The following is a 21,781-nucleotide window of genomic DNA, read 5'->3' as shown; positions in this document are numbered from 1 at the left end:
TATGACCCGAATAACTTCGGAACCTGGTTTCTATCAGGATCTCAATGAACTTCAGCAGATCAAGAGCAACCCGGATCAGCGTGCCGCGCTCGATGCCGTAGCCGGTCAGTTCGAAGTGAGCTTTCTGCAGACAGTGCTCAAGCATATGCGCTCGGCCAGTGATGCCCTGCAGGATGAGGATGACAAGCTCATCAAGGGGCAGGATCTCTATCGCGATATGTATGACAGTCAGCTGGCGATGAGCCTGGTCAAGCGCGGCGGGATCGGCCTTAAAGAGCAGATGGTCAGTCAGTTGGCGCCGACATTAAAGAATGCCGACCAGGCGGTCGCTTCAGAATCACAGACCCTGACTGCCTTCAGTCAGCCTCTGAACACGGCAAAAATGAGGAAAAGTGACTGATGTCTCTGCTCAATATCGGTTTTAGCGGACTCAACGCGGCACAGATCGCGTTGAATGTGACCGCCCAGAATATCGCCAACGTCAATACCATCGGCTATAGCCGTCAGGAGGCCATGATGGGCAGCCTGTCGGGTTTTGGCCGGCTGGATAATGGCCAGGGGGTAGAGGTAACCGGTGTTCGCAGGATCACGGATGAGTATCTGGTTTCCCAGCATTGGCGCAGCCGCTCTGCGACCGGGGCCTCCTACTCGTTCCATCAGTACATCAATACCACCGAGCAGCTTCTGGGCAGCGAGTCGATGAACATCGCCAAGGGTCTGGACAGCTTCTTCGCCTCACTGAGTGCGGCCCTCGACAGCCCGGAAACACCGGCCCAGCGCAGCCAGATAGTGAGCTCTGCCGGTGCATTGGCGAACCGCTATGGCCAGCTGAACGAGAGCATGATGACTCAGGAGAAGCAGATCGACGATCAGCTGAACAGCACGGTTTCTCAGGTCAACAGCTATCTCAAGCAGGTTGCCGAACTCAATACGCAGATTAGCGAGCAGGCCTCCAAAGGGGTCAATACATCGGCCCTGGAAGATAGTCGTGAGCAGATCGTGCGCGAGCTTTCCACTTATATGGAAGTGAGGGTCAACCGGCAGAGCGATGGTTCTTTCTCGCTAAGTCTGCCTCAGGGGCAGCCGCTGGTACTGGCTGGCAGCAGCAGTACGCTCTCGCTGGCCGGTGACAAGCTCAGCCTCAGTTTTGGCCCGCAGACTTTCGAAGTACCCGCTCTGCATGGCGGTACTCTGGCCGGAGTGATTGATTACCGTGTCAATGTGTTGCGCCCGCTGCGCGATGAACTCAACCAGATGGCAAAGAAACTGGCAGATGACTTCAATGCCAAGCAGGCCGGTGGTGTTGACCTTAATGGTGACCCGGGCAAACCCCTGTTCAGTTACGACCCGCTCAACCCTTCCGGGACCCTGAAGATTGCCGATGGCTTTACCGGCGATCATCTCGCTTTTGCCAAGGCCGGGGGCGGGCAGGGCGACAACCGCAATTTGCAGGAGATCATCACCATCAAAGATGGCCAGTATGACGCCTACAGCGCTCTGCTTGGTCGGATAGCGGTGCAGAGCGGACAGGCCAAGGCGACCATGCAGGCTGATGCCAATATGGAGAAGCAGCTGGCTACCAAGCTGAGCAGTGTCAGCGGGGTCAACACCGATGAAGAGGGGGTCAAAATCATGGCATACACCAAGGTCTATCAGGCCAATGCCAAGGTGATTAGTACCTCGGATCAGCTCTTCAATTCCATCCTGAACATGTTCTGACGGAGTGACCATGCGCATCAGTACCAACCAGATCCAGCTCAGCATGCTCGATAACCTGCAATACGGTTTCGGCGAGTATGCTCGCCTCGATCGCCAGATCTCCTCAAACAAGCGCATTCTGCAGCCTTCGGATGATCCGGTGGGTAGCGTGCAACTGCTTGGACTCAAGAAAGAGCAGGTGGCGATGGAGCAGTATCAGAAGAACATCGCCAACGCCAAAAGCCAGCTCTCTCAGGGTGAAATCCAGCTGGAGTCCATGACCAATATGCTGATGCGGCTGCGCGAACTGACCCAGACCGCGGCAACCGGCTCCTTGTCGGAAGATGATCGCCGCGCCATCGCGACTGAAGTCGGAGTCATCAAGGAGGGGCTGTTCGATCTGGCCAATGCGCGCAACGAGAGTGGCTCCAGCCTGTTTGCGGGTAGCCAGGTCAATCAGACCACACTCGTGAAAAATGCCAGCGGTGATTACGTCTATCAGGGTGATGCTCTGGTGCGTGAGGTCAGCATCGCCAAGGGGGTCACGGTCGGTCTCAACCAGACGGCAGACAAGCTGTTCATCGACAATGGCGATTTCTTCAAGCAGCTCGATACCATGGTCGCTGCGATAGAGAGCGGAGCACCCGATGCAGCCGATCAGGCGCGCAGCATGCTGGATCGCAGCAAGGTGCTGCAGGACGATATCAGCCAGATGGTGAGTACCATCGGCGCTCGCATGAACCTGCTTGATCAGGTCGATGAGGGGCATACCGAGAAGGGGACCTATAGCAAGGAAGTGAGCAATCAGATAGAGTCCCTCGACTATGCCAGTGCCGTTACCCAGCAGGCCCATGTGCTGATGGCCTTGCAAGTGCAGCAGCAGGCATTTGCCAAGGTTAACGGATTGAGCCTCTTCAACTACATGCCATAACGTCAGGCGCAAGGAGTCATGATGCAGATTCAGCAAACCCGTTCGGGCGGTGTGGCCGAGACGCCCGCTCAGCCCCGGCTGCACGGACGCTTGACTGCTCAGGACACATCCCGACCGGCAAAAAAAGTTGAGCGCCAGCCCAATATTGTCCGGCTCGATCGCTGGGCACTGATCGGGACAGCCCAGCAGCGAATTGCCCATGCTCAGGGCGGTGAGCTGGCATTGAGCCAGGTCTGGGGCGAGCTGAAGCGGCTGGAACAACAGCTGGGTCAGCATCGTGAGGCCGGCGGCGATCTGGTGACACGTCTCAAGCAGCTGGAAGACAAGCTCACCCGGCCACAAGCGCCCCTGACCTCGGAGTTGAAGCCGCGTTTGTTGACCTCGGCCGCCGAGAGCCGGGTTCATTACAGTGCCGATCGGCTCGATCTGCTAAGTCCCAAGGCAAGTGCCGAGCGTCTGGTGTTCTCTTTCCCGCAAACCGCTAGTGCCGTCGAGGTGACCCTACCTGCAGGAGCCAATGAGGCAGATGTTGCATCCAGGCTCGATCGGGCGCTGCGCAAAGAGCACATTCAGGCGCGTCTCAACGAGTTGGGCAAGCTGGAACTGAGCGTTCCGGAGTTGCATCGGCGCAAACTGGACGAGCCTGTTCTGCTTAGTGGGGAAGGCATTCGCATTCCGGCCGGAAACCCTGTTCCGGTGCAATTCAAGGCAAAGCCGGGGCAATTGACCCAGTTGGGCGAAGGTATCGACAAGGGGGAGTTGCGACAGGAGCAACAGCGCCTGAGAAGATTGCTTGGGGAAATCGAACAATCTGTGCGGGAGCTGAAGCAGTTCCGCCAGCGGATGGTCAAGCAGCTCGATCGGGTCAAGGCGCGTAGCCAGAACATGAAGCAGCAGGAGCTTGAGCAGCTTCAGGGCAAGCTCAGTGAACAGCTAAAGGATGGCGGTTTCATGGGAACCATGTCTGGTCTGCTGGCTCAGGCCAATGTATCGCGCCAGAATGTGGTAGCACTTCTGACGTAAAGGGCGACGCGCTACATCAACGCCAAGATGAAAAAAGAGACCGCCAGCAACATGCTGGCGGTCTCTTTTTTCAGGGTTTCAGCAAGGCGTACAGAGTGAGATCGGAGGAAAAACCGGAGGCACTGAGTCCCTCTTCTATAGTCTTGAGAAAGTTCCGGTTGTGCTGGCGTATGGTGTGATAGCTGTAGAAAAGATCGATGACATCCTGTTCTTCCAACTCCTTGTCCATGGCCAGCAGACACAGGTAGTTGCGCAGCAGGAAGTAATCGATCACCAGGAGCTGATAGGCCTGGAACGGGGTGGTCTGCTGCAGTGGGAAGTTGTTGTTGTAGACGTAATAGAGCAGGTAGTTGTTGAGAATGTGAGGCCTGGTTGCTAGAAAGGGAGCTACCTTGTTGTTCCAGGTTTGTTGCAACAATGCCAGCTTGCCTTCGTCATAAACGCCCTCTAGTACCAGATTTATTTTGTCGAGGCAGCATTGCATGGTCTGGCGGCCACGTCTTCCCTGTGAATATGCAACCAGCTGATGGGTAATTGTTCTCAGCCCCCACCACTGCAATGTGGGCATGGAGGGCAACTGTTCGAACATGACGTGAAGTTCCCCCTGCTCGGCCATTACCGCTACCTGCTCGAGAAATGCTTCGTGCGACAAGGAGGTTGCATCCCGATGAAGCAGCAGTCCGATAAGCCATAGGCGCAGTTCGACCGGGAGAACGGTGGCTGTCAGCACGTGGAGGCTAAGACTATGCAAGGTTGCCATGGCAGCGGATGGCGGAGTGGTAAAGGGGAGAGGCTGTCTGAGCTGAGTCTCCTCAGTCTGCATTGCCATTGGGTCTAGCAACAGGTGCCGACAAACCTCGGGGCAGGAGAGAACCAGCGATTTCTTGAGCTGGTTGGCGAGCCGGGTTTGGGTTCTGGGGTAGGTCTTGCAAGTCTGGCTCAGTGCATCAGGCCCTGCCTTGCCGTGGATCTGACACAATCGCTTTTCGTCAAGAAAAGGGCAGGCATCCTGCTCGTCAAGCTTTATGACCCCCCACTGTTCACTGCTTTTCTTAACTTTGCGGATGTGTTGTTTGCTCAACGACCGTATTACGGGATCCGGGTGTTTTTCGTAACTGCGGAACGTCGCTTTATCGATACTGATGGTCCAGCTATGACAGCAGTTGTCTTTGCAGCCATCTCCAATGCATTGAAATTGCGTGACAAACCTAGGGGTATATAGAAATGCAGTCATGTCGCTTTCCGATAGTGAAGGGTGACGACTTGAAGCAATTCGCATGCCGTATGAATGGATGTGGCGAGAATACCAAGTTGAGAGTGGGCAAAAAAATGTTCGGTCGAATTAAATTTTTGCGGCAACGAGGTCGTCTATATCTGATGTCAACCTAACAAGCTGCAGTGCAGCATCTAACTCGAGGAATACATCATGGGCTTGTCTATCCATACCAACTTTGCCTCTCTGACCACTCAGAGCCAGCTTAACTCCACCAATAAGATGCTGGGTACTGCCATGCAACGCTTGGGTACCGGTCTGCGTATTAACTCTGCGGCTGATGATGCGGCCGGCCTTCAGATTGCTACCCGCCTGCAGGCACAATCTCGTGGTCAAGGCGTTGGTATGCGTAATGCTCAGGACGCCATCTCCATGATGCAAACCGCCGAAGGTGCCATGGACGAAATGACCAATATCGCTCAGCGCATGAAGGACCTGGCTACTCAGGCTGCCAACGGAACTAATAATGCTGAAGACTTGACTGCATTGAATACTGAGTACAAAGAGCTGCATAACGAACTGAAAAACATCACTGATAACACCACCTTTGGTGGTGCGGCGCTGCTTGCTAAAACAGGTGGCAAGTTTCAGGAGAAGGTTACTTTCCAAGTTGGCGGCAACTCTGGTGAAAAGTTGGATGTTGACCTCAAGACCGGAGATGTACTTAAAAATGTTACTGAGGAGACAAGTAAGGCTGCCCCGACATCTGACCTGACTGCGGCTGGTGGTGCGACAACTGCGATGGGCAACATGGATGATTTGCTGAAAAACCTAGGTACGGCTCGTTCTGCTTTCGGTGCCAACATCAACCGTCTGGAACACACCGTCAACAACCTTTCCAATATGAAAGAGAATACCGATATGGCAAACGGTCGCATCATGGATGCCGACTTCGCCCAGGAGAGCACCAACATGACCAAGAATCAGATGTTGATGCAGGCCGGCATGTCCGTGCTGTCCAACTCCAACCAGATGACCGGCATGGTAACTTCCCTGCTGCGTTAATAGTTGATATGGCCGCTCCTATGGGGCGGCTTTTTGTTTAGCAGACACGTGTCGGTTGGAAAGGACTAAAAGGTATTTTCCAACAGGCATGCCAAAGAATAAGGGTGTAATGATGCAAATAGATCCGGCCAGCATGGCAATGCAACTGGTAGCTATCGAGCGCCAGAATATGGACAAGTTGCTGAAAAAGCAGATGGACAGCATCAAGGGGCAGCAGAGTGCAATCAGCACGCTCACGACCAAGCTGTCGAGTTTTCAGACCATGCTCAAGGATCTGAACAAGGCATCCAATCTGCAAGCCCAGAAGGCTACCATGTCCCAAGAGGGGCTCATGACGGTAACGAGCAATGGCAAAGCCAGCTCCGGTCAATACAACTTCTTCGTTGAGCAACTTGCTCAATCTCATCAGGTTGGTCTGAGCCTGGATAGCGAAACCACTCCTCTGCCCGCAGATGGCGTCTTCTCTCTGACGGTCAAAGGCAAGAGTGTGGATATAGATCTGGCGAGTTTGCCTGCGGGTGCAACCGTGAAGGATCTGGTTTCCCATATCAACAATGCCAAGGATAACCCCGGTGTTAAAGCCACACTGGTTCGGACCGATGGCAAGGTCAATATGGTGTTGACCAGCAAGGAGAGCGGTAAAGAGAATGCCATCACGGTGAAGTACAGTGGTGATGCAGGCTCTTCTCTAGGAACTGCGGTTGCCAAGCAGAGCGAGATCACCAAAGCTCAGGATGCCAAGTTGCAGATGGGCGGCAACAACCCGTTAACCATCACCTCTGCCAGCAACAAGATTGAAAATGTGGTCGATGGCCTGACCCTCCAGCTCACCAAAGCCCAGAAAAGTGGTGATGCGCCTCTGCAGGTGACTGTCGAACAGGATAAAGAGGCGGTGACTGGCTCTCTCAAGAAGTTTGTAGACAGCTATAACGAGCTGGTCGATGAGCTTGCCAAGATGACGTCAAGTGACCCCAAGGCTCCCGGGGCGCTCTCTTCCGATAGCGGTGTACGCAGCCTCAAGAGCATGCTTGCCAACAGTGTGCGTGATCTGCCCAACGGTCTTAGTCTGAGCAGTCTTGGCATAAAGACTGACAAAACTGGCAAGCTCTCCTTCAACGAGACTGACTTCAACAAGGCGCTGGAGAAGGATCCCGAGCTGCTGGGCAAGGCATTGATGGGGGATGACGGTCTGCTCAAGCGAATGAGCGATTCTCTGGATCCCTATACCAAACGTGATGGCGCACTCAAAGGTCGCAAGAGTGGCTTGGAAGCCAGTGAAAAGCGGGTGAATGAGCGAATGGAAGCGCTGGATCGCCGTATGAATTCCGCGTATAAGCGCTACCTCAACCAATTTACCACCATGAATCAGATGATGCAGACCATGGGCAACCTGTAAGGGTTCTTGCTATTTGGCTGTCTCATCCGGAGCAAGCGAGTTTTACATGTTTGAACATCAAGATGGCTATGATGCCTACCAGTTTGCGGCAACTCAGGCCAAGGCTGCGAGTGCGGATCCACATCAGCTGGTGTTGATGCTGATGGATGGCCTGCTCGACGAAATGGCCAGAGCAGAGGGGCATATTCAAGCCCGCCAGTTTGAACGCAAAGGACAGGCAATCAGCAAGTGTCTGCAGATCCTGGGGGGGCTGGACAGCGCACTCGACATGGAGAAGGGCGGTGAGCTCGCCAGCAATCTGCATCGTCTCTATGACTACTGCGGTCAGCGTCTGTTCGAGATCAGCGTCTCCAACGATATTGCCGGTTTTGCCGAAGTGCGCCGCATCCTGCTGGAGCTGAAAGAGGGCTGGGAAGCGATGGCTCGTCATCCGCGCTAAGGCGGAAGTCCCTCTTCCTCTTATACAGGCGAAAACCGCCTGTACGCTCCGAAATACCCGAGTTCCATATATGGCCTGCTCCTTGCTAGTTGGCTGAGCTGTTTTCTTTGGGAGCAATAGCATGCCACTGATTGGGTCCACCCACCTTCCAGCCGAGCTGGATAAACGCCAGCGTCAACTGCTTGGCCTGGGCCGCCTGATTTTGCATCAGGCTCATGCCGGTCAGTGGGATGCCGTTCGTTTATCCGATAGCAAGCTGGCCAGATTTGCCGAGCTCATGGCCAAAGAGCCTGAGCTGTGGGCCTCATTGTCTGCTGCGCGAGCGCAGGTTCGCAGCTGGCATCAAGAGGCACAACAGCTTTGCCGGCAAGAGGTGACCTTGCGTGAGCGCGAATGGCAGGAGCTGTCCCGGAAGAGAGAAGGTTTGCAAGCATACGGAGAGGTGCAGGAGTGGGCATGATTCAGTTTTCCGGTCCCGAGGCATTGGCGATGCCAGAACAGAGCGGTTTTACCCGTCTTGCTCGTCAGCCTGAGGATCAGGGGGGATTATTTCCGCCACTTGACCTGTTGATGGAAGAGGGAGCTCTTGCTCTTGCGACCGAAGAAGTAAAGGAAGAGGTAGAACAGGATGAACCGGACGAGGTCGCTGATAATGTTGCGGCTCGGCTAGACGCATTCAGTAATATGCCTCCCCCATTCCTTTTGCATGAAGCCAGCACGAGAGCTGCAATTGTCTCTTCCAACGTGGCTGCTGCCACTGCTGCCACTGCTGGCAATGTAGAGTCCGGCGAGGATGTGCAGGGCGGCACGCCCTCTGTCTCTGCTGCCCTGCGGGCGCTATCTGCGTACAAGCAGCCGGAAACGGACAAGAGCCAGCCTGTCATGGAGACGCCTGTCTCTGGCAACAAGGAGCGAGTCGATCGCGCAGCTACTGATTTTTCCAGTTTTATGCTGGCTCGACCCTCGGCGCGCACTGATGACGCAACCATACGCGAGAAGACGATAGCCAGCTTGCAGAGCCTGCTGGGTGTTGAGCGTGCAGGGGAACGGGAGTCCGGTGTTCCTGATCTCAAAGGTATTGTGAGCAATCAGATATCAGTGCCTGCACCGAAAGTTGCCGAATATCAGTGGGCTCCGGTCAAACTGGCCGAGCCCCAGGTGCAGTGGGGGCAGCAACTGGTCGATGTGCTCAAGGACAAGGTCGAGCTGCAGGTGAACCAGCAGATCAAGCAGGCTCATATTCGCCTGGATCCTCCTGAGCTGGGCCGACTCGAACTGACTGTTCGGGTCGAGGGGGATCGGCTCAATGTTCAACTCAATGTGACCAACCCGGCTGTTAGGGACGCGCTGATCCAGTCGATGGAGCGGTTGCGCATGAGTCTGACTCCTCACCATGCCGGTGGAGTTGAAGTCAACGTCGGGCAGGGCGGGGGACAAGGCGATGCGCAAGGAAAGTGGCAACAGGAGAAAATCCTGGCGGGCCGTCGCCAATGGCAAGATGAATTTGAAACTGCCGGGCAGGATGAGCGTGCATGGCTCAACACCCTGGTGTGACCTAAACCGGCTAAATCGAGAGTGAAATCAAAATGATGCGCCGTATCATGAAGTGGTTGATGTTGGTTGTCATGGCTCTTTGCCTGTTGCTTGTGCTTGCCTATGGCGCCTATCTCAAGCGCGATACCATTGCTGTCTGGCTCGGTCTTGAAGAGCCCAAGCCAGAGTTGAGTGCCACTCCGTTGTTCAAGCCGATGGAGCGCTTCGTCATCAGTCTGGATGGCGGGGTTGAGTCCCACTATCTGGTACTTGAGCTGGCTCTGGTGACTCACAACAAGGCGCATCTGAATACGTTGAACGAGCTGACACCACTCATCCGGAACGCCATGGTGCAGTATTTCAGTCACCGTACCCACGATGATGTGAAAAAAGAGCTGCAGAATATCACCTCTTTGCAGAGTTCCCTGCTCGCCAAACTGGTCACTACCTTGCAAGGTTACGGTTACAAGACCTACCTCGACGAAGTGCTGATCACCAAGGTTCTGGTGCAATAAGACAGATATGATCGATGTCGACTGGGATGCCCCTCACGAGTTCACTTCTTCTCCGCCACGTACCGGCGAGCAGGCCATTCTGACCCGTTATCTGCCGCTGGTTAAGCGAGCCGCCAGCCACCTGCGCAGCCAGGTTTCCGCCTGCTTTGATCAGGAGGATATGGAGCAGGTCGGCATGATGGGGTTGCTGGAGGCTTGGCGTCGTTACGGTAGTGAGCCGGATGTCCAGTTTGAGAGCTATGCCTTCAAGCGGATCCGGGGCGCCATGCTCGATGAATTGCGTCGACTCGATTGGCGGCCTCGTCAACTGCGCCAGCAGGTACATAGCCACAATCAAGTCCAGCGAGACCTGCATAACCGGTTGGGCCGGGCGCCAACTGAGCAAGAGCTTGCCGCTGCGTTGAACTGCACCATCGAAGAGGTACGCCAGCTGGCGTATGCCAGCCAGGCTGAGGCTTTGCAGAGCCTTGAAGAGTGGCTGGAGAACGGTGGAAGGGCGCCTGCAACCGAATCTGATGATGTCGATATGGCCATGACCATCAGCAAGGCGCTGACCCTCCTCGACAAGCGGGAACAGCTGCTGCTCTCTCTCTACTATCAGCAGGAGCTGAATATGAAAGAGATTGCGCTGGTGCTGGGGCTGACCGAGTCGCGGGTCTGCCAATTGCACAAGCAATGTGTACTTCAGCTCAAGCAGCGATTGGTCGACTCCATATAGTAGTGCCCCATGATTCGTGGGGGTGGTTGTAGAATTCGGGAGCATTCATGCAAAAACAGATTGGCATCGGCGTCATATTAATATGCGTGCTGGGTGGCTTCATGATGGCAGGTGGCAACCTTGCGGCTTTATGGCAGCCAGCCGAGCTGATCATTATTGTGGGTGCTGCTGCCGGTTCCATGTTTCTTGGCAACTCGAAAGAGGTGATGCACGAGATGTGGGCGCAGTTGAAGATGTGCTTCAAGCCCAACAAGGAAGAGCGCGAGGTCTACCGCGAGTTGCTGACGCTGATGCACCAGTTGCTGGAGGAGACGCGCAACAAGGGGATGAAAGCGCTGGACGAGCATATTGAAAACCCCCAGCAAAGCTCGGTGTTCCTGATGTACCCGCAAATTTCGGAAGATCCCCAGTTGCTCGGTTTTATCATCGACAACCTTCGTCTGCTGGGGATGGGCAAGATCACTCCTCATGAGCTCGATACCATCTTGGAGCAAGAGATCATGGCCATTGAGGAGGATATGCTCAAGCCTGCCCATGCACTTCATAAAACCGGCGAGGCCTGCCCGGGCTTCGGCATTTTGGCCGCTGTTATGGGGATCATTATCACCATGCAGCAACTCGACGGCCCTCTGAGCAATATCGGGGTGCATGTGGCGGCGGCGCTGGTGGGTACCTTTATCGGTATTTTCCTCTGCTACTGTCTGCTCGAACCCATCAGCAACGCCATGGAAGAGATGGTCAAACGCCGGGTCGGTCTGCTGATGTGCATCAAATCCATTCTGATTGCCCAGCTACGTGGCAAGACGCCTCTGCTGGCGGTCGATTCCGGCCGGAAAATTCTCGAACCTGATGTCAAACCCAGCTTCCTGGAACTGGAAGACTGGGTGACCAACAGGGCGATGTAATGCGCAACCACGAACAGATCATCGTCAAGCGCCAGCAGAGGCGTAACAGCTCCCCCAAAAGCGGAGGGGCGTGGAAAGTGGCATTTGCCGACTTTACTCTGGCCATGATGGCGTTTTTCATGGTGCTCTGGATCCTGGCAGTCTCCAACCAGGAGGAGCGGGAGATGGTAGCCAGCCGCTTGCGCGATTACAGCATCATGGATAATGAGGCCAACCCGTTTGATATTCGCAATAGCCCCTATCCGGTCGATCTGGGCGGCAATCCTTCGGTCATCGATGAGCTCAATCCCAAGTTTGATCAGAAGGGACAGCTGACCCCCAGACATATGGATCGCAATCAGAGCATCTTTTCTGATGGGCCCGGGGGGGGATACGAGCAGCTACTGGTCGGAAAGCTGGAAGGTGAGCACCAGATGAAGCAGCTTGCCGGGTTTATCGGTAATCTTGCGGAGCAAATGCAGGCGAAGAACAATCTGGAGATTCAGATAGTGCCGCAAGGTTTGCGCATCCTGATCCGTGATGATGCCGATCGCGAAATGTATAGTCGCGGCAGTGCCCGTATTAGCCCCTTCTTTCGTCATATGCTGATGGCGCTTGCCCCGATTTTTCAGCGGGTGGAAAACCGGGTCATGATCTCGGGTCATACCGACAGCACCCCTTTCGCGGGTGAAAACTACAGCAACTGGGAGCTTTCATCGGATCGCGCCATGATGGCGAGACGGGTGTTGCTGGCGGGGGGCATGCCGCCAGAGCGTATTGCCCAGGTAGTGGCCATGTCTGACACCATGCTGGAAGATAGCGAAAATCCACAGGGTAGCCGGAACCGTCGTATCGAGTTGCTGATTATGACGACCAGAGCGGAACAGAATCTGGAGCAGCTGTTCAGTGCCGAGACCAAAGCTGCAGCCACTCAAGCCAAGGAAAAGACAGTCAATGGACGCCCCTGAAACAGAGTTTCTGTTCCATACCGCACACAATGATCCGAGAAGAAAGGTGCCTCGCTGGTATCTCCATGATGGCGCTACCCCCTTCGAATCGCAGAGTTGTGGTATTGCTGCTCGTCTGCTGATATCCGGTTTGCTGTTTGACAAGAGCATTGGCCGGGCCGTCATCAAGGATATCGGGCCGGGTGGGGTGGGCTTTCTTGCTCCTGCCAGATTCATTTTGCCCGAGACAGTAACCCTTTCTCTGTTGCCACGCATTACACTGACATGCCGCATCACCCATCGCCGTCCCATTGGCCAGCATCTCTGTTTTTATGGTGCGCGCTGGTCACATCCGGAGCAAATTGACCTTGCGCCGGTATTGAGCCATTGGCGGCACAGCTTCAGGGTACCGCAATCAACGGCCGCTTCAGAGTCATCCCAAGAGGATCTGGCTGACGTTCCAGCCTGAGCTCACCACGGCTCATATCAAGCCCTCTGGCTGTCTTCAGCAGCAGCGGGTCATGCAGGCTCTCCAGTGAAACGGCTTTGAAGATGAGTTTGCCGCTGCCCCGCTGTGGGGTCGTGACCGGGGCTTTTGCTTTGCTGTAAACAACCGGGCAATTGGTTATTCCTGCCGGTACCGGGAGCTGCCATGCCGGATTCCAGCGGCTGGCGTCATTCATGGATACACCTTTGGCCTGAGCCCAGGCAGGCAGCGAACAGCCTTCCGGATTGCGAAAAACCTTCAGGTCGTTGCCACTTTTCCATGGCGGCAACTGGAAATGGTGGGTGCTTGCCATGTCGAGCACTCTGGCAAGGGCAATAAAGCGGGCAACGTAAACCCGGGTTTCCGCCGGCAGATCCAGAGCCCAGATATTTCGGGTGCCAGCTTTCAATACCGCATTCAGCACTCGCCCTTCTCCAGCGTTATAAGCAGCCAGCGCCAGCAACCAGTCCCCGCCAAAGAAACGAGAGAGCCAGCCAAGGTAAGTCAGAGCTGCGTCGGTTGCCAATGGCAGTGAATAACGGCCATCGAATGAACTATTGATCGGCACGGCAAAGCGCCTGGCCGTATCGGGCATGAGTTGCCAGGGGCCTGCAGCGCCAGCGGCAGAGACAACATCAAGGCGGTAGCTGCTTTCCAGCAAAGGGACAAAAGCCAGCAGGGGCGGAAGTTTGCGTTCCTGCACCTGTTCCGAGATCCAGCGGATGATGGGTTGGGTTTCGGCAAGACGTTGTTGCAGATAGGGGCGCTTAGCAAGCAGAAAGGCTTGCTGTTGACTAACCAGCTCGACTCCCTCTCCACGTATCGGAGGAGGGAAGCCGGTTTGCCATTGATAATTGTTATAAGCGTGACAAGATGTGGATGTTATTAACATCGCGCTTAGTAAAAAGAAAATGAACCTGGTCATTGTGAATTTGTTGAACAAGGATCGCACAATAATAAAAACATCATGTATCTCAACAGTTTTCTGAATTTAGGGTCGTCTGATCATGTGTAATCCAGGACGTGGCAAGCATGATAACACGAGTAAAAAAGAGCCCAAATGCAGGTAAAGCAATCCAGAAGTTTTTGCTATATCTGATCCTCGCCAATTTTATTCTCATGGGGCTTTACATCGCGTTTGCCCACGAGCTGACGTTTGCCGTCAATATCCTGCTGACTACGCTGCTGATAATTTACAACCTGCTGCTTTGTCATCTGGTCTCTTTGCGTGCCCGCCGTTCCAAAGATGGCTATATCATCTATCCGGTGATCTGCGTCAGTATTTTGCTCTGCGCCGTTGTGCTGTTCCGTTTCATCATCTCTCCCAGATAGTAACCGCTCACCCACAGCTTTTTTATTAATCGTATTTTCTGTCGCCACAAATAACTCGTGGAAAATCAACCCACTCAATCCGTAACCCGCAAATGCTGCGTCAATATGTTCCCTCTGGCCGATCTCCTTGCTTGAAAAGCCCCCTCCACGTCCTTAAACTTCAAGGTGGGGAAAAGTGGATCAAAGTGGTTTTAAAAGGGGCGATTCGCCCGCTTACTCACCTTCAGGGACAGAAATTTGTTGCGTGGCGCTCACGCCATCAGCCTGGACAGCAAAGGGCGACTGGCGATTCCGACCAAGTTTCGTGACTGGCTGCGCGATGAAAGCGACGGCCAGCTGGTCTGCACCATCGATATTGCCCACCCCTGTCTGCTGCTTTACCCCCTGAACGAGTGGGAAGAGGTCGAACGCAAGCTCAAGACCCTCTCCAGCATGAATCCCGCCGAACGCCGTTTGCAGCGGCTGTTGCTCGGGCATGCAACCGAATGCGAGCTGGATGGCAATGGCCGTCTGCTGCTCAGCCAGCCACTGCGCAACCATGCGGGGCTGGATAAGAAGATCATGCTGGTGGGCCAGCTCAACAAATTTGAGCTGTGGGATGAAGCCCGCTGGCAGCAACAGGTCAATGACGACATCTTGGGTCTGCCCGGGGACGATTGGGCAAGCTCACCACGACTACAGGATTTCTCTTTATAAATGACCCAAGCCGCTGAACACATCACAGTGCTGCTGCACGAAGCCGTCGAAGGTCTGGCCATCAAGCCGGACGGTATCTATGTCGACGGCACTTTTGGCCGTGGTGGTCATTCTCGTCTGATCCTGCAACACCTTGGTCCTAACGGCCGCTTGATCGCCATCGATCGCGATCCGCAGGCGATCGCCGAGGCTGCCAAGATCCAGGATCCGCGTTTCGAGATTGTGCATGGCCCCTTCTCCGGTATTACCAGTTATCTGAGCGAGCGCGGTTTGCTGGGCAAGGTGGATGGTTTTCTGCTCGATCTGGGGGTTTCATCTCCCCAGCTGGATGATGCCGAGCGTGGCTTCAGCTTTATGAAAGATGGTCCGCTCGATATGCGGATGGACCCCACTTCCGGTCAGAGTGCCGCCGAGTGGCTGGCCAAGGCCGATGTGGACGATATCGCCTGGGTATTGAAGACCTTCGGTGAGGAGCGTTTTGCCAAGAAGATTGCCCGCGCCATCGTGCACGACCGGGTTACCGAGCCTTACGTGCGCACCCGCCAGCTGGCCGAGATGATTGCCCGGGTCAATCCGAGCAAGGAGAAGGGCAAGCATGCGGCGACCCGCAGCTTCCAGGCTATCCGTATCTACATCAACAGTGAGCTGGACGAGATCGAGACCGCGCTCAACGGCGCGCTGGAGGTGCTGGCTCCGCACGGTCGTCTGTCGGTGATCAGCTTCCATTCGCTGGAAGACCGCTTGGTGAAGCATTTTATTCGCAAGCACGAGAAGGGGCCGGAAGTACCCTACGGCATTCCGTTGACCGAGGCCCAGCTGGCTGGCGGTCGCAAATTGAAGTCGGTCGGCAAGGCGCTCAAGCCTTCTGATCATGAAGTGTCGGAAAACACCCGGTCGCGCAGCTCTGTGCTGCGGGTCGCCGAGCGTCTGGCGGAGTAAGCGATGAGCGAAGTGCGTGTCCACCTTGCCAAGGAGATCGTTGCGGATCTCTGGCGACACAAGCTGCAAATCCTATTGTCAGTCGCCGTGCTGGTGACTGCGTTTGCCGTGATCCTGGTGACCAACATGACGCGCGGCCTGACTGCCAAACAGAACGACCTGATGGCCGAAGAGGATCGCCTCAATATCGAATGGCGTCACCTCCTGCTGGAGCAGGGCACCCTGGCAGAACATTCCCGGGTGGCCACTCTGGCGATGGACAAGTTACAAATGGGTCGCCCTCTGGTGACCACCGAGAAGGTAATTACCCTGCCATGAAACGCAAGGCTACAGCCAAAGCTGCCAAAGCGAACGTCAAAGCGCCCTCGATCTATCCGTGGCGCTTTCGCACGCTGGTCGTATTCATCGGCATCGCATTTGTTGGGCTGATCCTGCGTCTGGCCTGGATCCAGGTGATCAACCCTGACCGCCTGCGCCAGGAGGGGGACATGCGCTCCCTTCGTACCACCTCTACCCAGGCGGTGCGCGGCATGATCACCGATCGCAACGGTGAACAGCTGGCGGTATCCGTGCCGGTCGAAGCGGTCTGGGCAGACCCCAAGACGGTGCACGAGTCTGGCGCAATTCACAACGAGCGAGCCTGGATGGCGCTCTCTGCCGTGCTCAAGATCGACATCAATACCCTCAAACAACGGATCGCCAATCCCAGCAAGCGTTTTGTCTATCTGCAGCGTCAGGTAACCCCTGCCGTTTCGGAATATATCAAGGGGCTCAAGCTGGGCGGTGTCTATCTGCGTCCCGAGTCGCGCCGTTTCTATCCGACTGGCGAGATCAGCGCCCATCTGGTTGGGGTGACCAACATCGATGGCCACGGTATCGAAGGTATCGAACGCAGCTATGACGAGTGGCTGACCGCAACACCGGGCGAGATGCGGGTGCGCAAGGATCGTCAGGGTCGGGTCATCGAACGCCTTGGCATCGTCAAGGAGGGCAAGAACGCCAACGATCTGCAGCTCAGTATCGATCAACGGGTACAGGCGCTGGCTTATCGTGCGCTCAAGCGGGCCACCGACGAGAACAAGGCGACATCCGGCTCCATGGTGATGCTGGATATCAAGACCGGCGAAGTGCTCGCCATGGTCAACACCCCCTCCTACAACCCGAACAACCGCGGTCAGTATCAGAGCTTCCGGGTGCGCAACCGGGTGGTCACCGATACCTACGAGCCGGGCTCCACTGTCAAACCATTGATTTTGCTCAGTGCCTTGCAAGCTGGAGTTACCAGCTGGAAAGACTTCATTCAGGGCGGGCCGCTCTTTATCGGAGCCAAGCAGATCAAGGACGTCAGTATCCACCGGGCGACCAACCTCTACGACATTCTGCGCTACTCCTCCAACATCGGTATGTCGCGCATCGCGCTGCGGATGCCGGCGCAGGAGATGATCAATACCCTCAGTATGTTTGGCTTCGGCATGGATACCGGTAGCGGCCTGATGGGCGAGAGCAGCGGCATGCTGCCCCAGCGTCGCCGCTGGTCCGATATCGAGCGGGCGACCCTCTCGTTTGGTTATGGTCTGCGGGTTACCCCGCTGCAACTGGCTTCCGCCTACGCCACCCTGGCCAACAAGGGCAAGCGGGTGCCCATCTCCATCGTCAAGGTCACCACGCCGCCCAAGGGTGAGCAGGTGATCGACCACAACAACGCCTCCGCCATGCTGCAGGCGCTGGAATACGTGGTCGATAACGCCATTCCCAAGGCCAAGATCCCGGGCTACCGGGTAGGCGGCAAGAGTGGTACCGCCAAGGTCGCCGTTGCAGGTGGCTATGGCAAGGATTACATGGCCTGGTTTGCCGGCTTCGCCCCGGCCAGTGATCCCCGTTTCGTCATGGTGGTGGTAATCAACGAGCCAAAAGGCAGTGCCTACTATGGTGGCGCCGTGGCGACCCCGCCGTTTGCAGAGGCCATGGGCGGGGTGCTGCAACTCTTCAATATTCGTCCGGATGCGGTACCCCCTTCGGTACCCACCAAACTCGCCAGTACGGAGGCTCCTGTTGCACCGCGCACTTGATTCATTACTGCGCCCCTTCGGCATTACGGCGCCGGCGCTTGCCCTGACCGATATCCAGCTGGATAGCCGGCGGGTCGGCCCCGGCTCTCTCTTCGTGGCCATTCGCGGCCATCAGGTGGACGGCAGACGGTTTATCGAACAGGCGGTGGCTCAGGGAGCGACCGCTGTTGTGTTTGAGGAGGATGGTGAATTTATCGCACCAGCGGTTTCCGTTCCCTGTATCGGGATGCGCGATTTGCCTGCTCATCTCTCCGCCCTCGCAGGCTATTTCTACGATCAGCCAGCCAAAAAACTGGAGCTGGTGGGGATCACGGGGACCAACGGCAAGAGCACCACTGCGCTGCTGGTCGCCAACTGGCGCACTCTGCTGGGTGGCAAGGCAGGAGTGATGGGCACCATCGGTAACGGTCTGTTTGGCAACCTGAACGAAGCGGAAAACACCACTGGCAGCGCCGTTCAGGTGCAAGCCAATCTGGCCGCCCTGCAAGAGCAGGGGGCGGATCTGGTGGCGATGGAGGTCTCCAGCCACGGTCTGGTGCAACATCGGGTCGCCGCCTTGCCGTTTGCTGCCGCAGTCTTCACCAACCTGAGTCGGGATCACCTCGACTACCACGGCACCATGGAGGCCTATGGTGCCGCCAAGGAGCAGCTGCTGCAGCTGGTCGATGAGCCGAATGCGGTGATCAACCGGGATGACGAATTGGGTGCCAAGTGGCTCGAAAAATATCCCTTAGCGGTGGCGTTCAGCGTTAATGGTCCGATTGAAAACCATTCCGGCCGTCAGTTAACGGCGCAGCAACTCGATTTTCACCAGCAAGGTTTTCGCGCGCAGATTAACTCCAGCTGGGGGAATGGTGTATTATCCGCCCCCTTGCTCGGGCGCTTCAACGTCAGCAATGTGCTAGCGGCGATGGGGGTCATGCTGGTGCTCGGCTATGACTTCGACGAGCTACTGGCAACTGCCCCGAAATTGCAGCCGGTGACCGGTCGCATGGAGTGCTTTGGCGGTGGTGATGCGCCCCTTGCCGTGGTCGATTATGCCCACACCCCGGACGCGCTGGACAAGGCGCTGCAAGCACTGCGCGTGCATTGCAAAGGCCAGCTCTGGTGTCTGGTTGGTTGTGGTGGTGATCGGGATCGCGGCAAGCGCCCCATGATGGCAGCCATGGCTGAACAGTATGCGGATCGCGTGATCCTGACCGACGACAATCCCCGTACCGAGGAGCCGGCCCGGATCATGGCCGACATGGTGGCGGGTCTTCGCGATCCTGCTGCGGTGCAGGTCGAGCACGATCGGGTCAAGGCGATCAACCTGGCTATCCGTCAGGCGAGCAAACAGGACATCATTCTGGTGGCCGGCAAAGGCCACGAGGATTATCAAATCATTGGAACCGACAAGCGGCACTATAGCGACCGGGAAACCGTCGCGGCTGCTTTGCACACATTAATGGAGTCATTCAAATGATGACCCTCAGGCTTGCCGACCTGGCGCAGGTGCTCGATGCCCGTCTGATTGGTGAAGATGGCGAGATTACTGCGGTCAGCACCGATACCCGTACTCTGGGTGCTGGCGCTCTGTTCGTTGCACTGCGCGGCGAGCGCTTCGATGCCCACGACTTTTGCGAGCAGGCGCTGGCGGCAGGGGCCTCTGCCCTGCTGGTCGAGCGCGAACTGCCGCTGGCCATTCCCCAACTGGTGGTAGCCGATACCCTCAAGGGGCTGGGCCGTCTCGGCAAACTGATGCGTGAGCGCATCAACCCGAAAGTGCTGGCTATCACCGGCAGCTGCGGTAAGACCACGGTGAAGGAGATGGCGACCGCCATCCTGCGTCATGAAGGAGAGGTGCTGGCCACCGCCGGCAACTTCAACAATGAGGTGGGCGTGCCACTTACCCTGCTGCGCCTCGAACCGCAACACAAGTTTGCGGTGATGGAGCTGGGGGCCAACCACCCGGGCGAGATCGCCTGGACCACCTCGCTGGCCAAACCGGATGCCGCCATCATCAACAACGTGGCTGCCGCTCATCTGGAGGGTTTCGGCTCGCTGGAAGGGGTCTTCCACGCCAAGAGCGAGATTTTTGAGGGCTTGAGCGCCGGCGGCACCGCAATCGTCAACGCCGACAACGAATTCTGGCCTAAGTGGCGCGAGCATGGCATTCGCTGCGCCTTCTCCATCGAAGATCAGAGCCAGCCGTTCCATGCTCGCGATGTGGTTCTCAACGCTCAGGGTTGTGCCGAGTTCGTCATGGTGACCCCGCAGGGTGAGGTGAGCCTGACTCTGGCGATCCCCGGCCGTCATAACGTGGCCAATGCGCTGGCTGCTGCTGCCGGTACCCTGGCGCTAGGTGCTTCTCTGGCCTCGGTCAAAGCCGGTCTGGAGCAGATGGCTCCGGTCAAGGGCCGCTTCTGCGTTCAGCGCTGGGGCGGTCTGACCCTAGTGGACGATACCTACAATGCCAGCGTGGAGTCCGTGCTGGCAGGCATCGATGCCCTGACCGCCATGAGCGGCTTCAAGGTGCTGGTGTTCGGTGACATGCGGGAACTGGGTGAAGAGTCTGCCGAGCAACATGCCCGGGTTGGCCATCATGCCCGCGAGTGCGGTCTGGATGCCGTGCTGACAGTGGGGGAAGAGAGTCGCCATACCGCAGATGCCGCGGCTGGCCGACATTTCGATAACAAGGCGTCGTTGTTTGAAGTGCTTGCGCAAATGATTAATACACATCAGGAAATTTCGATTCTGGTCAAAGGTGCCCGTGGCTCCCGCATGGAAGATATCGTCAAGATGGTCGTCGACCATCAGGAGTCAGCTGCATGTTAGTCTGGCTGGCTGAACTGCTCACCCCGCACTTCACCTTCTTCAACGTCTTCTCCTACCTGACGTTTCGCGCCATCCTGTCGATTATTACCGGTCTGGGTGTTGCGCTCTGGATGGGGCCTCGCCTCATTCGTCGCCTGCAGATCCTGAAGTTCGGTCAGGTGATCCGCAACGATGGTCCCGAGTCTCACCTCAGCAAGCGGGGTACCCCGACCATGGGGGGGCTGATGATCATTGCCGCCATCTTCACTTCCGTGTTGCTCTGGTGCCGCCTCGACAACCCCTATGTCTGGTTAGTGCTGTTTGTGCTGGGGGCCTACGGTGCCATCGGCTTTGCCGACGACTACCTCAAGGTGGTGCGCAAAAACACTGACGGTCTGATCGCCCGCTGGAAGTACTTCTGGCAATCCGCCGTTGCGCTGGGAGTGGCTGTATTCCTCTATGCTACCGCCACCCACGACGGTCAGACCCAGCTGGTGGTGCCCTTCCTCAAGGATGTGATGCCGCAGCTTGGCCTGATGTTTATCCTGCTGACCTATTTTGTCATCGTCGGTACCTCCAACGCGGTCAACCTGACCGATGGTCTGGATGGCTTGGCCATCATGCCGACCGTGATGGTGGCGGGCGGCTTTGCGTTTATCGCCTGGGCAACCGGCAACGTCAACTTCGCCAGTTACCTGCATATTCCCTATGTTCCCTATACCTCCGAGCTGGTGATCGTCTGTACCGCCATCGTCGGTGCGGGTCTGGGCTTCCTCTGGTTCAACACCTATCCGGCACAGGTCTTCATGGGTGACGTCGGTTCGCTGGCGCTGGGCGGCGCGCTCGGTACCATCGCCGTGCTGGTGCGTCAGGAGTTTCTGCTGGTGATCATGGGCGGGGTCTTCGTGATGGAGACCGTCTCGGTGATCCTGCAAGTGGGTTCATACAAGCTGCGCGGCGTGCGGATCTTCCGCATGGCGCCGATCCATCACCACTACGAGAAGAAGGGCTGGCCGGAGCCGCGCGTTATCGTGCGCTTCTGGATCATCACCCTCGTGCTGGTGCTGCTGGGTCTTGCCACCCTGAAGGTGAGGTAAGGC

Annotated in this window: 24 protein-coding genes; 21 read left to right on the top strand and 3 right to left on the bottom strand. The window is 56.5% G+C overall.

What is annotated here, in order from left to right; translation table 11 throughout:
• Position 1 precedes the first annotated feature (1 nt).
• Genes AAHA41_RS11195 through AAHA41_RS11180 form a run of 4 tightly spaced genes read left to right on the top strand, consistent with a single transcriptional unit; the run spans position 2 to position 3,652 of the window.
• Positions 2–400 (top strand): rod-binding protein, encoded by a 399-nt coding sequence (locus AAHA41_RS11195; RefSeq protein WP_323068643.1) that lies wholly within the window; start codon positions 2–4, stop codon positions 398–400.
• Positions 400–1,719, top strand: a complete 1,320-nt coding sequence (lfgK, locus tag AAHA41_RS11190; RefSeq protein ID WP_043852237.1) for a lateral flagellar hook-associated protein LfgK — start codon at positions 400–402, stop codon at positions 1,717–1,719. Before AAHA41_RS11195 ends, lfgK begins: the two co-directional genes overlap by 1 nt.
• A 10-nt stretch (positions 1,720–1,729) precedes the next feature.
• Positions 1,730–2,629 (top strand): lateral flagellar hook-associated protein LfgL, encoded by a 900-nt coding sequence (gene lfgL, locus AAHA41_RS11185; protein ID WP_041210158.1) that lies wholly within the window; start codon positions 1,730–1,732, stop codon positions 2,627–2,629.
• An 18-nt stretch (positions 2,630–2,647) separates the two neighbouring features.
• Complete coding sequence (locus AAHA41_RS11180; protein WP_323068642.1) at positions 2,648–3,652, top strand: hypothetical protein; 1,005 nt, start codon at positions 2,648–2,650, stop codon at positions 3,650–3,652.
• 70 nt (positions 3,653–3,722) lie between these two features.
• On the opposite strand, the gene fliB is transcribed toward AAHA41_RS11180, so the two are convergent.
• Positions 3,723–4,886: a flagellin lysine-N-methylase gene (gene fliB, locus AAHA41_RS11175; RefSeq protein ID WP_201968042.1), complete on the bottom strand. Its 1,164-nt coding sequence runs from the start codon at positions 4,884–4,886 to the stop codon at positions 3,723–3,725.
• Between the two features lie 192 nt (positions 4,887–5,078).
• Here fliB and lafA point away from each other — a divergent pair, with 192 nt between their 5' ends.
• The 10 genes from lafA to AAHA41_RS11125 all read left to right on the top strand — a co-directional run bounded on the left by lafA (position 5,079) and on the right by AAHA41_RS11125 (position 12,831).
• Positions 5,079–5,930 (top strand): lateral flagellin LafA, encoded by an 852-nt coding sequence (gene lafA / locus AAHA41_RS11170; RefSeq protein ID WP_323068641.1) that lies wholly within the window; start codon positions 5,079–5,081, stop codon positions 5,928–5,930.
• A gap of 112 nt (positions 5,931–6,042) precedes the next feature.
• Positions 6,043–7,326: a lateral flagellar capping protein LafB gene (gene lafB / locus AAHA41_RS11165; RefSeq protein ID WP_323068703.1), complete on the top strand. Its 1,284-nt coding sequence runs from the start codon at positions 6,043–6,045 to the stop codon at positions 7,324–7,326.
• 46 nt (positions 7,327–7,372) lie between these two features.
• Positions 7,373–7,765, top strand: a complete 393-nt coding sequence (gene lafC, locus AAHA41_RS11160; RefSeq protein ID WP_033115401.1) for a lateral flagellar export chaperone LafC — start codon at positions 7,373–7,375, stop codon at positions 7,763–7,765.
• A 121-nt stretch (positions 7,766–7,886) separates the two neighbouring features.
• Positions 7,887–8,225 carry a LafX gene (locus AAHA41_RS11155; protein WP_323068640.1) on the top strand — a complete coding sequence of 113 codons (339 nt, stop codon included), beginning with the start codon at positions 7,887–7,889 and terminating at the stop codon, positions 8,223–8,225.
• Positions 8,222–9,319 carry a flagellar hook-length control protein FliK gene (locus tag AAHA41_RS11150; RefSeq protein ID WP_323068639.1) on the top strand — a complete coding sequence of 366 codons (1,098 nt, stop codon included), beginning with the start codon at positions 8,222–8,224 and terminating at the stop codon, positions 9,317–9,319. The genes AAHA41_RS11155 and AAHA41_RS11150 overlap by 4 nt, the downstream gene beginning before the upstream one ends.
• 35 nt (positions 9,320–9,354) lie before the next feature.
• Positions 9,355–9,813 (top strand): lateral flagellar basal body-associated protein LafF, encoded by a 459-nt coding sequence (gene lafF / locus AAHA41_RS11145; protein WP_033115535.1) that lies wholly within the window; start codon positions 9,355–9,357, stop codon positions 9,811–9,813.
• A gap of 7 nt (positions 9,814–9,820) precedes the next feature.
• Positions 9,821–10,531: a lateral flagellar system RNA polymerase sigma factor LafS gene (gene lafS / locus AAHA41_RS11140; RefSeq protein ID WP_033115398.1), complete on the top strand. Its 711-nt coding sequence runs from the start codon at positions 9,821–9,823 to the stop codon at positions 10,529–10,531.
• A gap of 47 nt (positions 10,532–10,578) precedes the next feature.
• A complete protein-coding gene (gene lafT, locus AAHA41_RS11135; RefSeq protein WP_033115397.1) occupies positions 10,579–11,436 on the top strand; it encodes a lateral flagellar motor stator protein LafT in 858 nt (285 codons plus the stop codon).
• A complete protein-coding gene (lafU, locus tag AAHA41_RS11130; RefSeq protein WP_042030082.1) occupies positions 11,436–12,383 on the top strand; it encodes a lateral flagellar motor protein LafU in 948 nt (315 codons plus the stop codon). Before lafT ends, lafU begins: the two co-directional genes overlap by 1 nt.
• Complete coding sequence (locus tag AAHA41_RS11125; protein WP_071913384.1) at positions 12,370–12,831, top strand: hypothetical protein; 462 nt, start codon at positions 12,370–12,372, stop codon at positions 12,829–12,831. Before lafU ends, AAHA41_RS11125 begins: the two co-directional genes overlap by 14 nt.
• Here AAHA41_RS11125 and AAHA41_RS11120 read toward each other — a convergent pair.
• Complete coding sequence (locus AAHA41_RS11120; protein ID WP_198506628.1) at positions 12,764–13,774, bottom strand: transglycosylase SLT domain-containing protein; 1,011 nt, start codon at positions 13,772–13,774, stop codon at positions 12,764–12,766. The genes AAHA41_RS11125 and AAHA41_RS11120 overlap by 68 nt on opposite strands.
• Positions 13,775–13,938: 164 nt before the next feature.
• On the bottom strand, positions 13,939–14,259 hold the full coding sequence (locus AAHA41_RS11115) for a hypothetical protein (protein ID WP_201912973.1): 321 nt from the start codon (positions 14,257–14,259) through the stop codon (positions 13,939–13,941).
• Between the two features lie 159 nt (positions 14,260–14,418).
• On the opposite strand from AAHA41_RS11115, the gene mraZ reads away from it, so the two are divergent.
• From mraZ to mraY, 7 genes are read left to right on the top strand one after another with little or no spacing between them, the layout of a single operon-like run.
• A complete protein-coding gene (mraZ, locus tag AAHA41_RS11110; RefSeq protein ID WP_033115394.1) occupies positions 14,419–14,877 on the top strand; it encodes a division/cell wall cluster transcriptional repressor MraZ in 459 nt (152 codons plus the stop codon).
• Positions 14,878–15,816, top strand: a complete 939-nt coding sequence (gene rsmH / locus AAHA41_RS11105; protein WP_071913386.1) for a 16S rRNA (cytosine(1402)-N(4))-methyltransferase RsmH — start codon at positions 14,878–14,880, stop codon at positions 15,814–15,816.
• Between the two features lie 3 nt (positions 15,817–15,819).
• The gene (gene ftsL / locus AAHA41_RS11100; RefSeq protein ID WP_005341708.1) at positions 15,820–16,134 is read left to right on the top strand and encodes a cell division protein FtsL; all 315 of its coding nucleotides are present in this window, start codon (positions 15,820–15,822) and stop codon (positions 16,132–16,134) included.
• Positions 16,131–17,885 carry a penicillin-binding transpeptidase domain-containing protein gene (locus AAHA41_RS11095; RefSeq protein WP_033115391.1) on the top strand — a complete coding sequence of 585 codons (1,755 nt, stop codon included), beginning with the start codon at positions 16,131–16,133 and terminating at the stop codon, positions 17,883–17,885. The genes ftsL and AAHA41_RS11095 overlap by 4 nt, the downstream gene beginning before the upstream one ends.
• Positions 17,866–19,350 (top strand): UDP-N-acetylmuramoyl-L-alanyl-D-glutamate--2,6-diaminopimelate ligase, encoded by a 1,485-nt coding sequence (murE, locus tag AAHA41_RS11090; RefSeq protein WP_323068701.1) that lies wholly within the window; start codon positions 17,866–17,868, stop codon positions 19,348–19,350. The genes AAHA41_RS11095 and murE overlap by 20 nt, the downstream gene beginning before the upstream one ends.
• Positions 19,347–20,702: a UDP-N-acetylmuramoyl-tripeptide--D-alanyl-D-alanine ligase gene (murF, locus tag AAHA41_RS11085; protein ID WP_323068638.1), complete on the top strand. Its 1,356-nt coding sequence runs from the start codon at positions 19,347–19,349 to the stop codon at positions 20,700–20,702. The genes murE and murF overlap by 4 nt, the downstream gene beginning before the upstream one ends.
• Positions 20,696–21,778 carry a phospho-N-acetylmuramoyl-pentapeptide-transferase gene (gene mraY / locus AAHA41_RS11080; RefSeq protein ID WP_005341701.1) on the top strand — a complete coding sequence of 361 codons (1,083 nt, stop codon included), beginning with the start codon at positions 20,696–20,698 and terminating at the stop codon, positions 21,776–21,778. The genes murF and mraY overlap by 7 nt, the downstream gene beginning before the upstream one ends.
• Positions 21,779–21,781: the final 3 nt, after the last annotated feature.

It is taken from the genome of Aeromonas sp. SER, from assembly GCF_038739615.1.
Lineage (GTDB): Bacteria > Pseudomonadota > Gammaproteobacteria > Enterobacterales > Aeromonadaceae > Aeromonas > Aeromonas jandaei.
This window is presented reverse-complemented; position numbering and strand designations above follow the sequence as displayed.

What these genes read in the sequence shown, in the direction of transcription:
- AAHA41_RS11195 (WP_323068643.1), top strand. Translation starts at nt 2, where the DNA reads ATGACCCGAATAACTTCGGAACCTGGTTTCTATCAGGATCTCAATGAA.
- lfgK (WP_043852237.1), top strand. Translation starts at nt 400, where the DNA reads ATGTCTCTGCTCAATATCGGTTTTAGCGGACTCAACGCGGCACAGATC.
- lfgL (WP_041210158.1), top strand. Translation starts at nt 1,730, where the DNA reads ATGCGCATCAGTACCAACCAGATCCAGCTCAGCATGCTCGATAACCTG.
- AAHA41_RS11180 (WP_323068642.1), top strand. Translation starts at nt 2,648, where the DNA reads ATGATGCAGATTCAGCAAACCCGTTCGGGCGGTGTGGCCGAGACGCCC.
- fliB (WP_201968042.1), bottom strand. Translation starts at nt 4,886, where the DNA reads ATGACTGCATTTCTATATACCCCTAGGTTTGTCACGCAATTTCAATGC.
- lafA (WP_323068641.1), top strand. Translation starts at nt 5,079, where the DNA reads ATGGGCTTGTCTATCCATACCAACTTTGCCTCTCTGACCACTCAGAGC.
- lafB (WP_323068703.1), top strand. Translation starts at nt 6,043, where the DNA reads ATGCAAATAGATCCGGCCAGCATGGCAATGCAACTGGTAGCTATCGAG.
- lafC (WP_033115401.1), top strand. Translation starts at nt 7,373, where the DNA reads ATGTTTGAACATCAAGATGGCTATGATGCCTACCAGTTTGCGGCAACT.
- AAHA41_RS11155 (WP_323068640.1), top strand. Translation starts at nt 7,887, where the DNA reads ATGCCACTGATTGGGTCCACCCACCTTCCAGCCGAGCTGGATAAACGC.
- AAHA41_RS11150 (WP_323068639.1), top strand. Translation starts at nt 8,222, where the DNA reads ATGATTCAGTTTTCCGGTCCCGAGGCATTGGCGATGCCAGAACAGAGC.
- lafF (WP_033115535.1), top strand. Translation starts at nt 9,355, where the DNA reads ATGCGCCGTATCATGAAGTGGTTGATGTTGGTTGTCATGGCTCTTTGC.
- lafS (WP_033115398.1), top strand. Translation starts at nt 9,821, where the DNA reads ATGATCGATGTCGACTGGGATGCCCCTCACGAGTTCACTTCTTCTCCG.
- lafT (WP_033115397.1), top strand. Translation starts at nt 10,579, where the DNA reads ATGCAAAAACAGATTGGCATCGGCGTCATATTAATATGCGTGCTGGGT.
- lafU (WP_042030082.1), top strand. Translation starts at nt 11,436, where the DNA reads ATGCGCAACCACGAACAGATCATCGTCAAGCGCCAGCAGAGGCGTAAC.
- AAHA41_RS11125 (WP_071913384.1), top strand. Translation starts at nt 12,370, where the DNA reads ATGGACGCCCCTGAAACAGAGTTTCTGTTCCATACCGCACACAATGAT.
- AAHA41_RS11120 (WP_198506628.1), bottom strand. Translation starts at nt 13,774, where the DNA reads ATGACCAGGTTCATTTTCTTTTTACTAAGCGCGATGTTAATAACATCC.
- rsmH (WP_071913386.1), top strand. Translation starts at nt 14,878, where the DNA reads ATGACCCAAGCCGCTGAACACATCACAGTGCTGCTGCACGAAGCCGTC.
- ftsL (WP_005341708.1), top strand. Translation starts at nt 15,820, where the DNA reads ATGAGCGAAGTGCGTGTCCACCTTGCCAAGGAGATCGTTGCGGATCTC.
- AAHA41_RS11095 (WP_033115391.1), top strand. Translation starts at nt 16,131, where the DNA reads ATGAAACGCAAGGCTACAGCCAAAGCTGCCAAAGCGAACGTCAAAGCG.
- murF (WP_323068638.1), top strand. Translation starts at nt 19,347, where the DNA reads ATGATGACCCTCAGGCTTGCCGACCTGGCGCAGGTGCTCGATGCCCGT.
- mraY (WP_005341701.1), top strand. Translation starts at nt 20,696, where the DNA reads ATGTTAGTCTGGCTGGCTGAACTGCTCACCCCGCACTTCACCTTCTTC.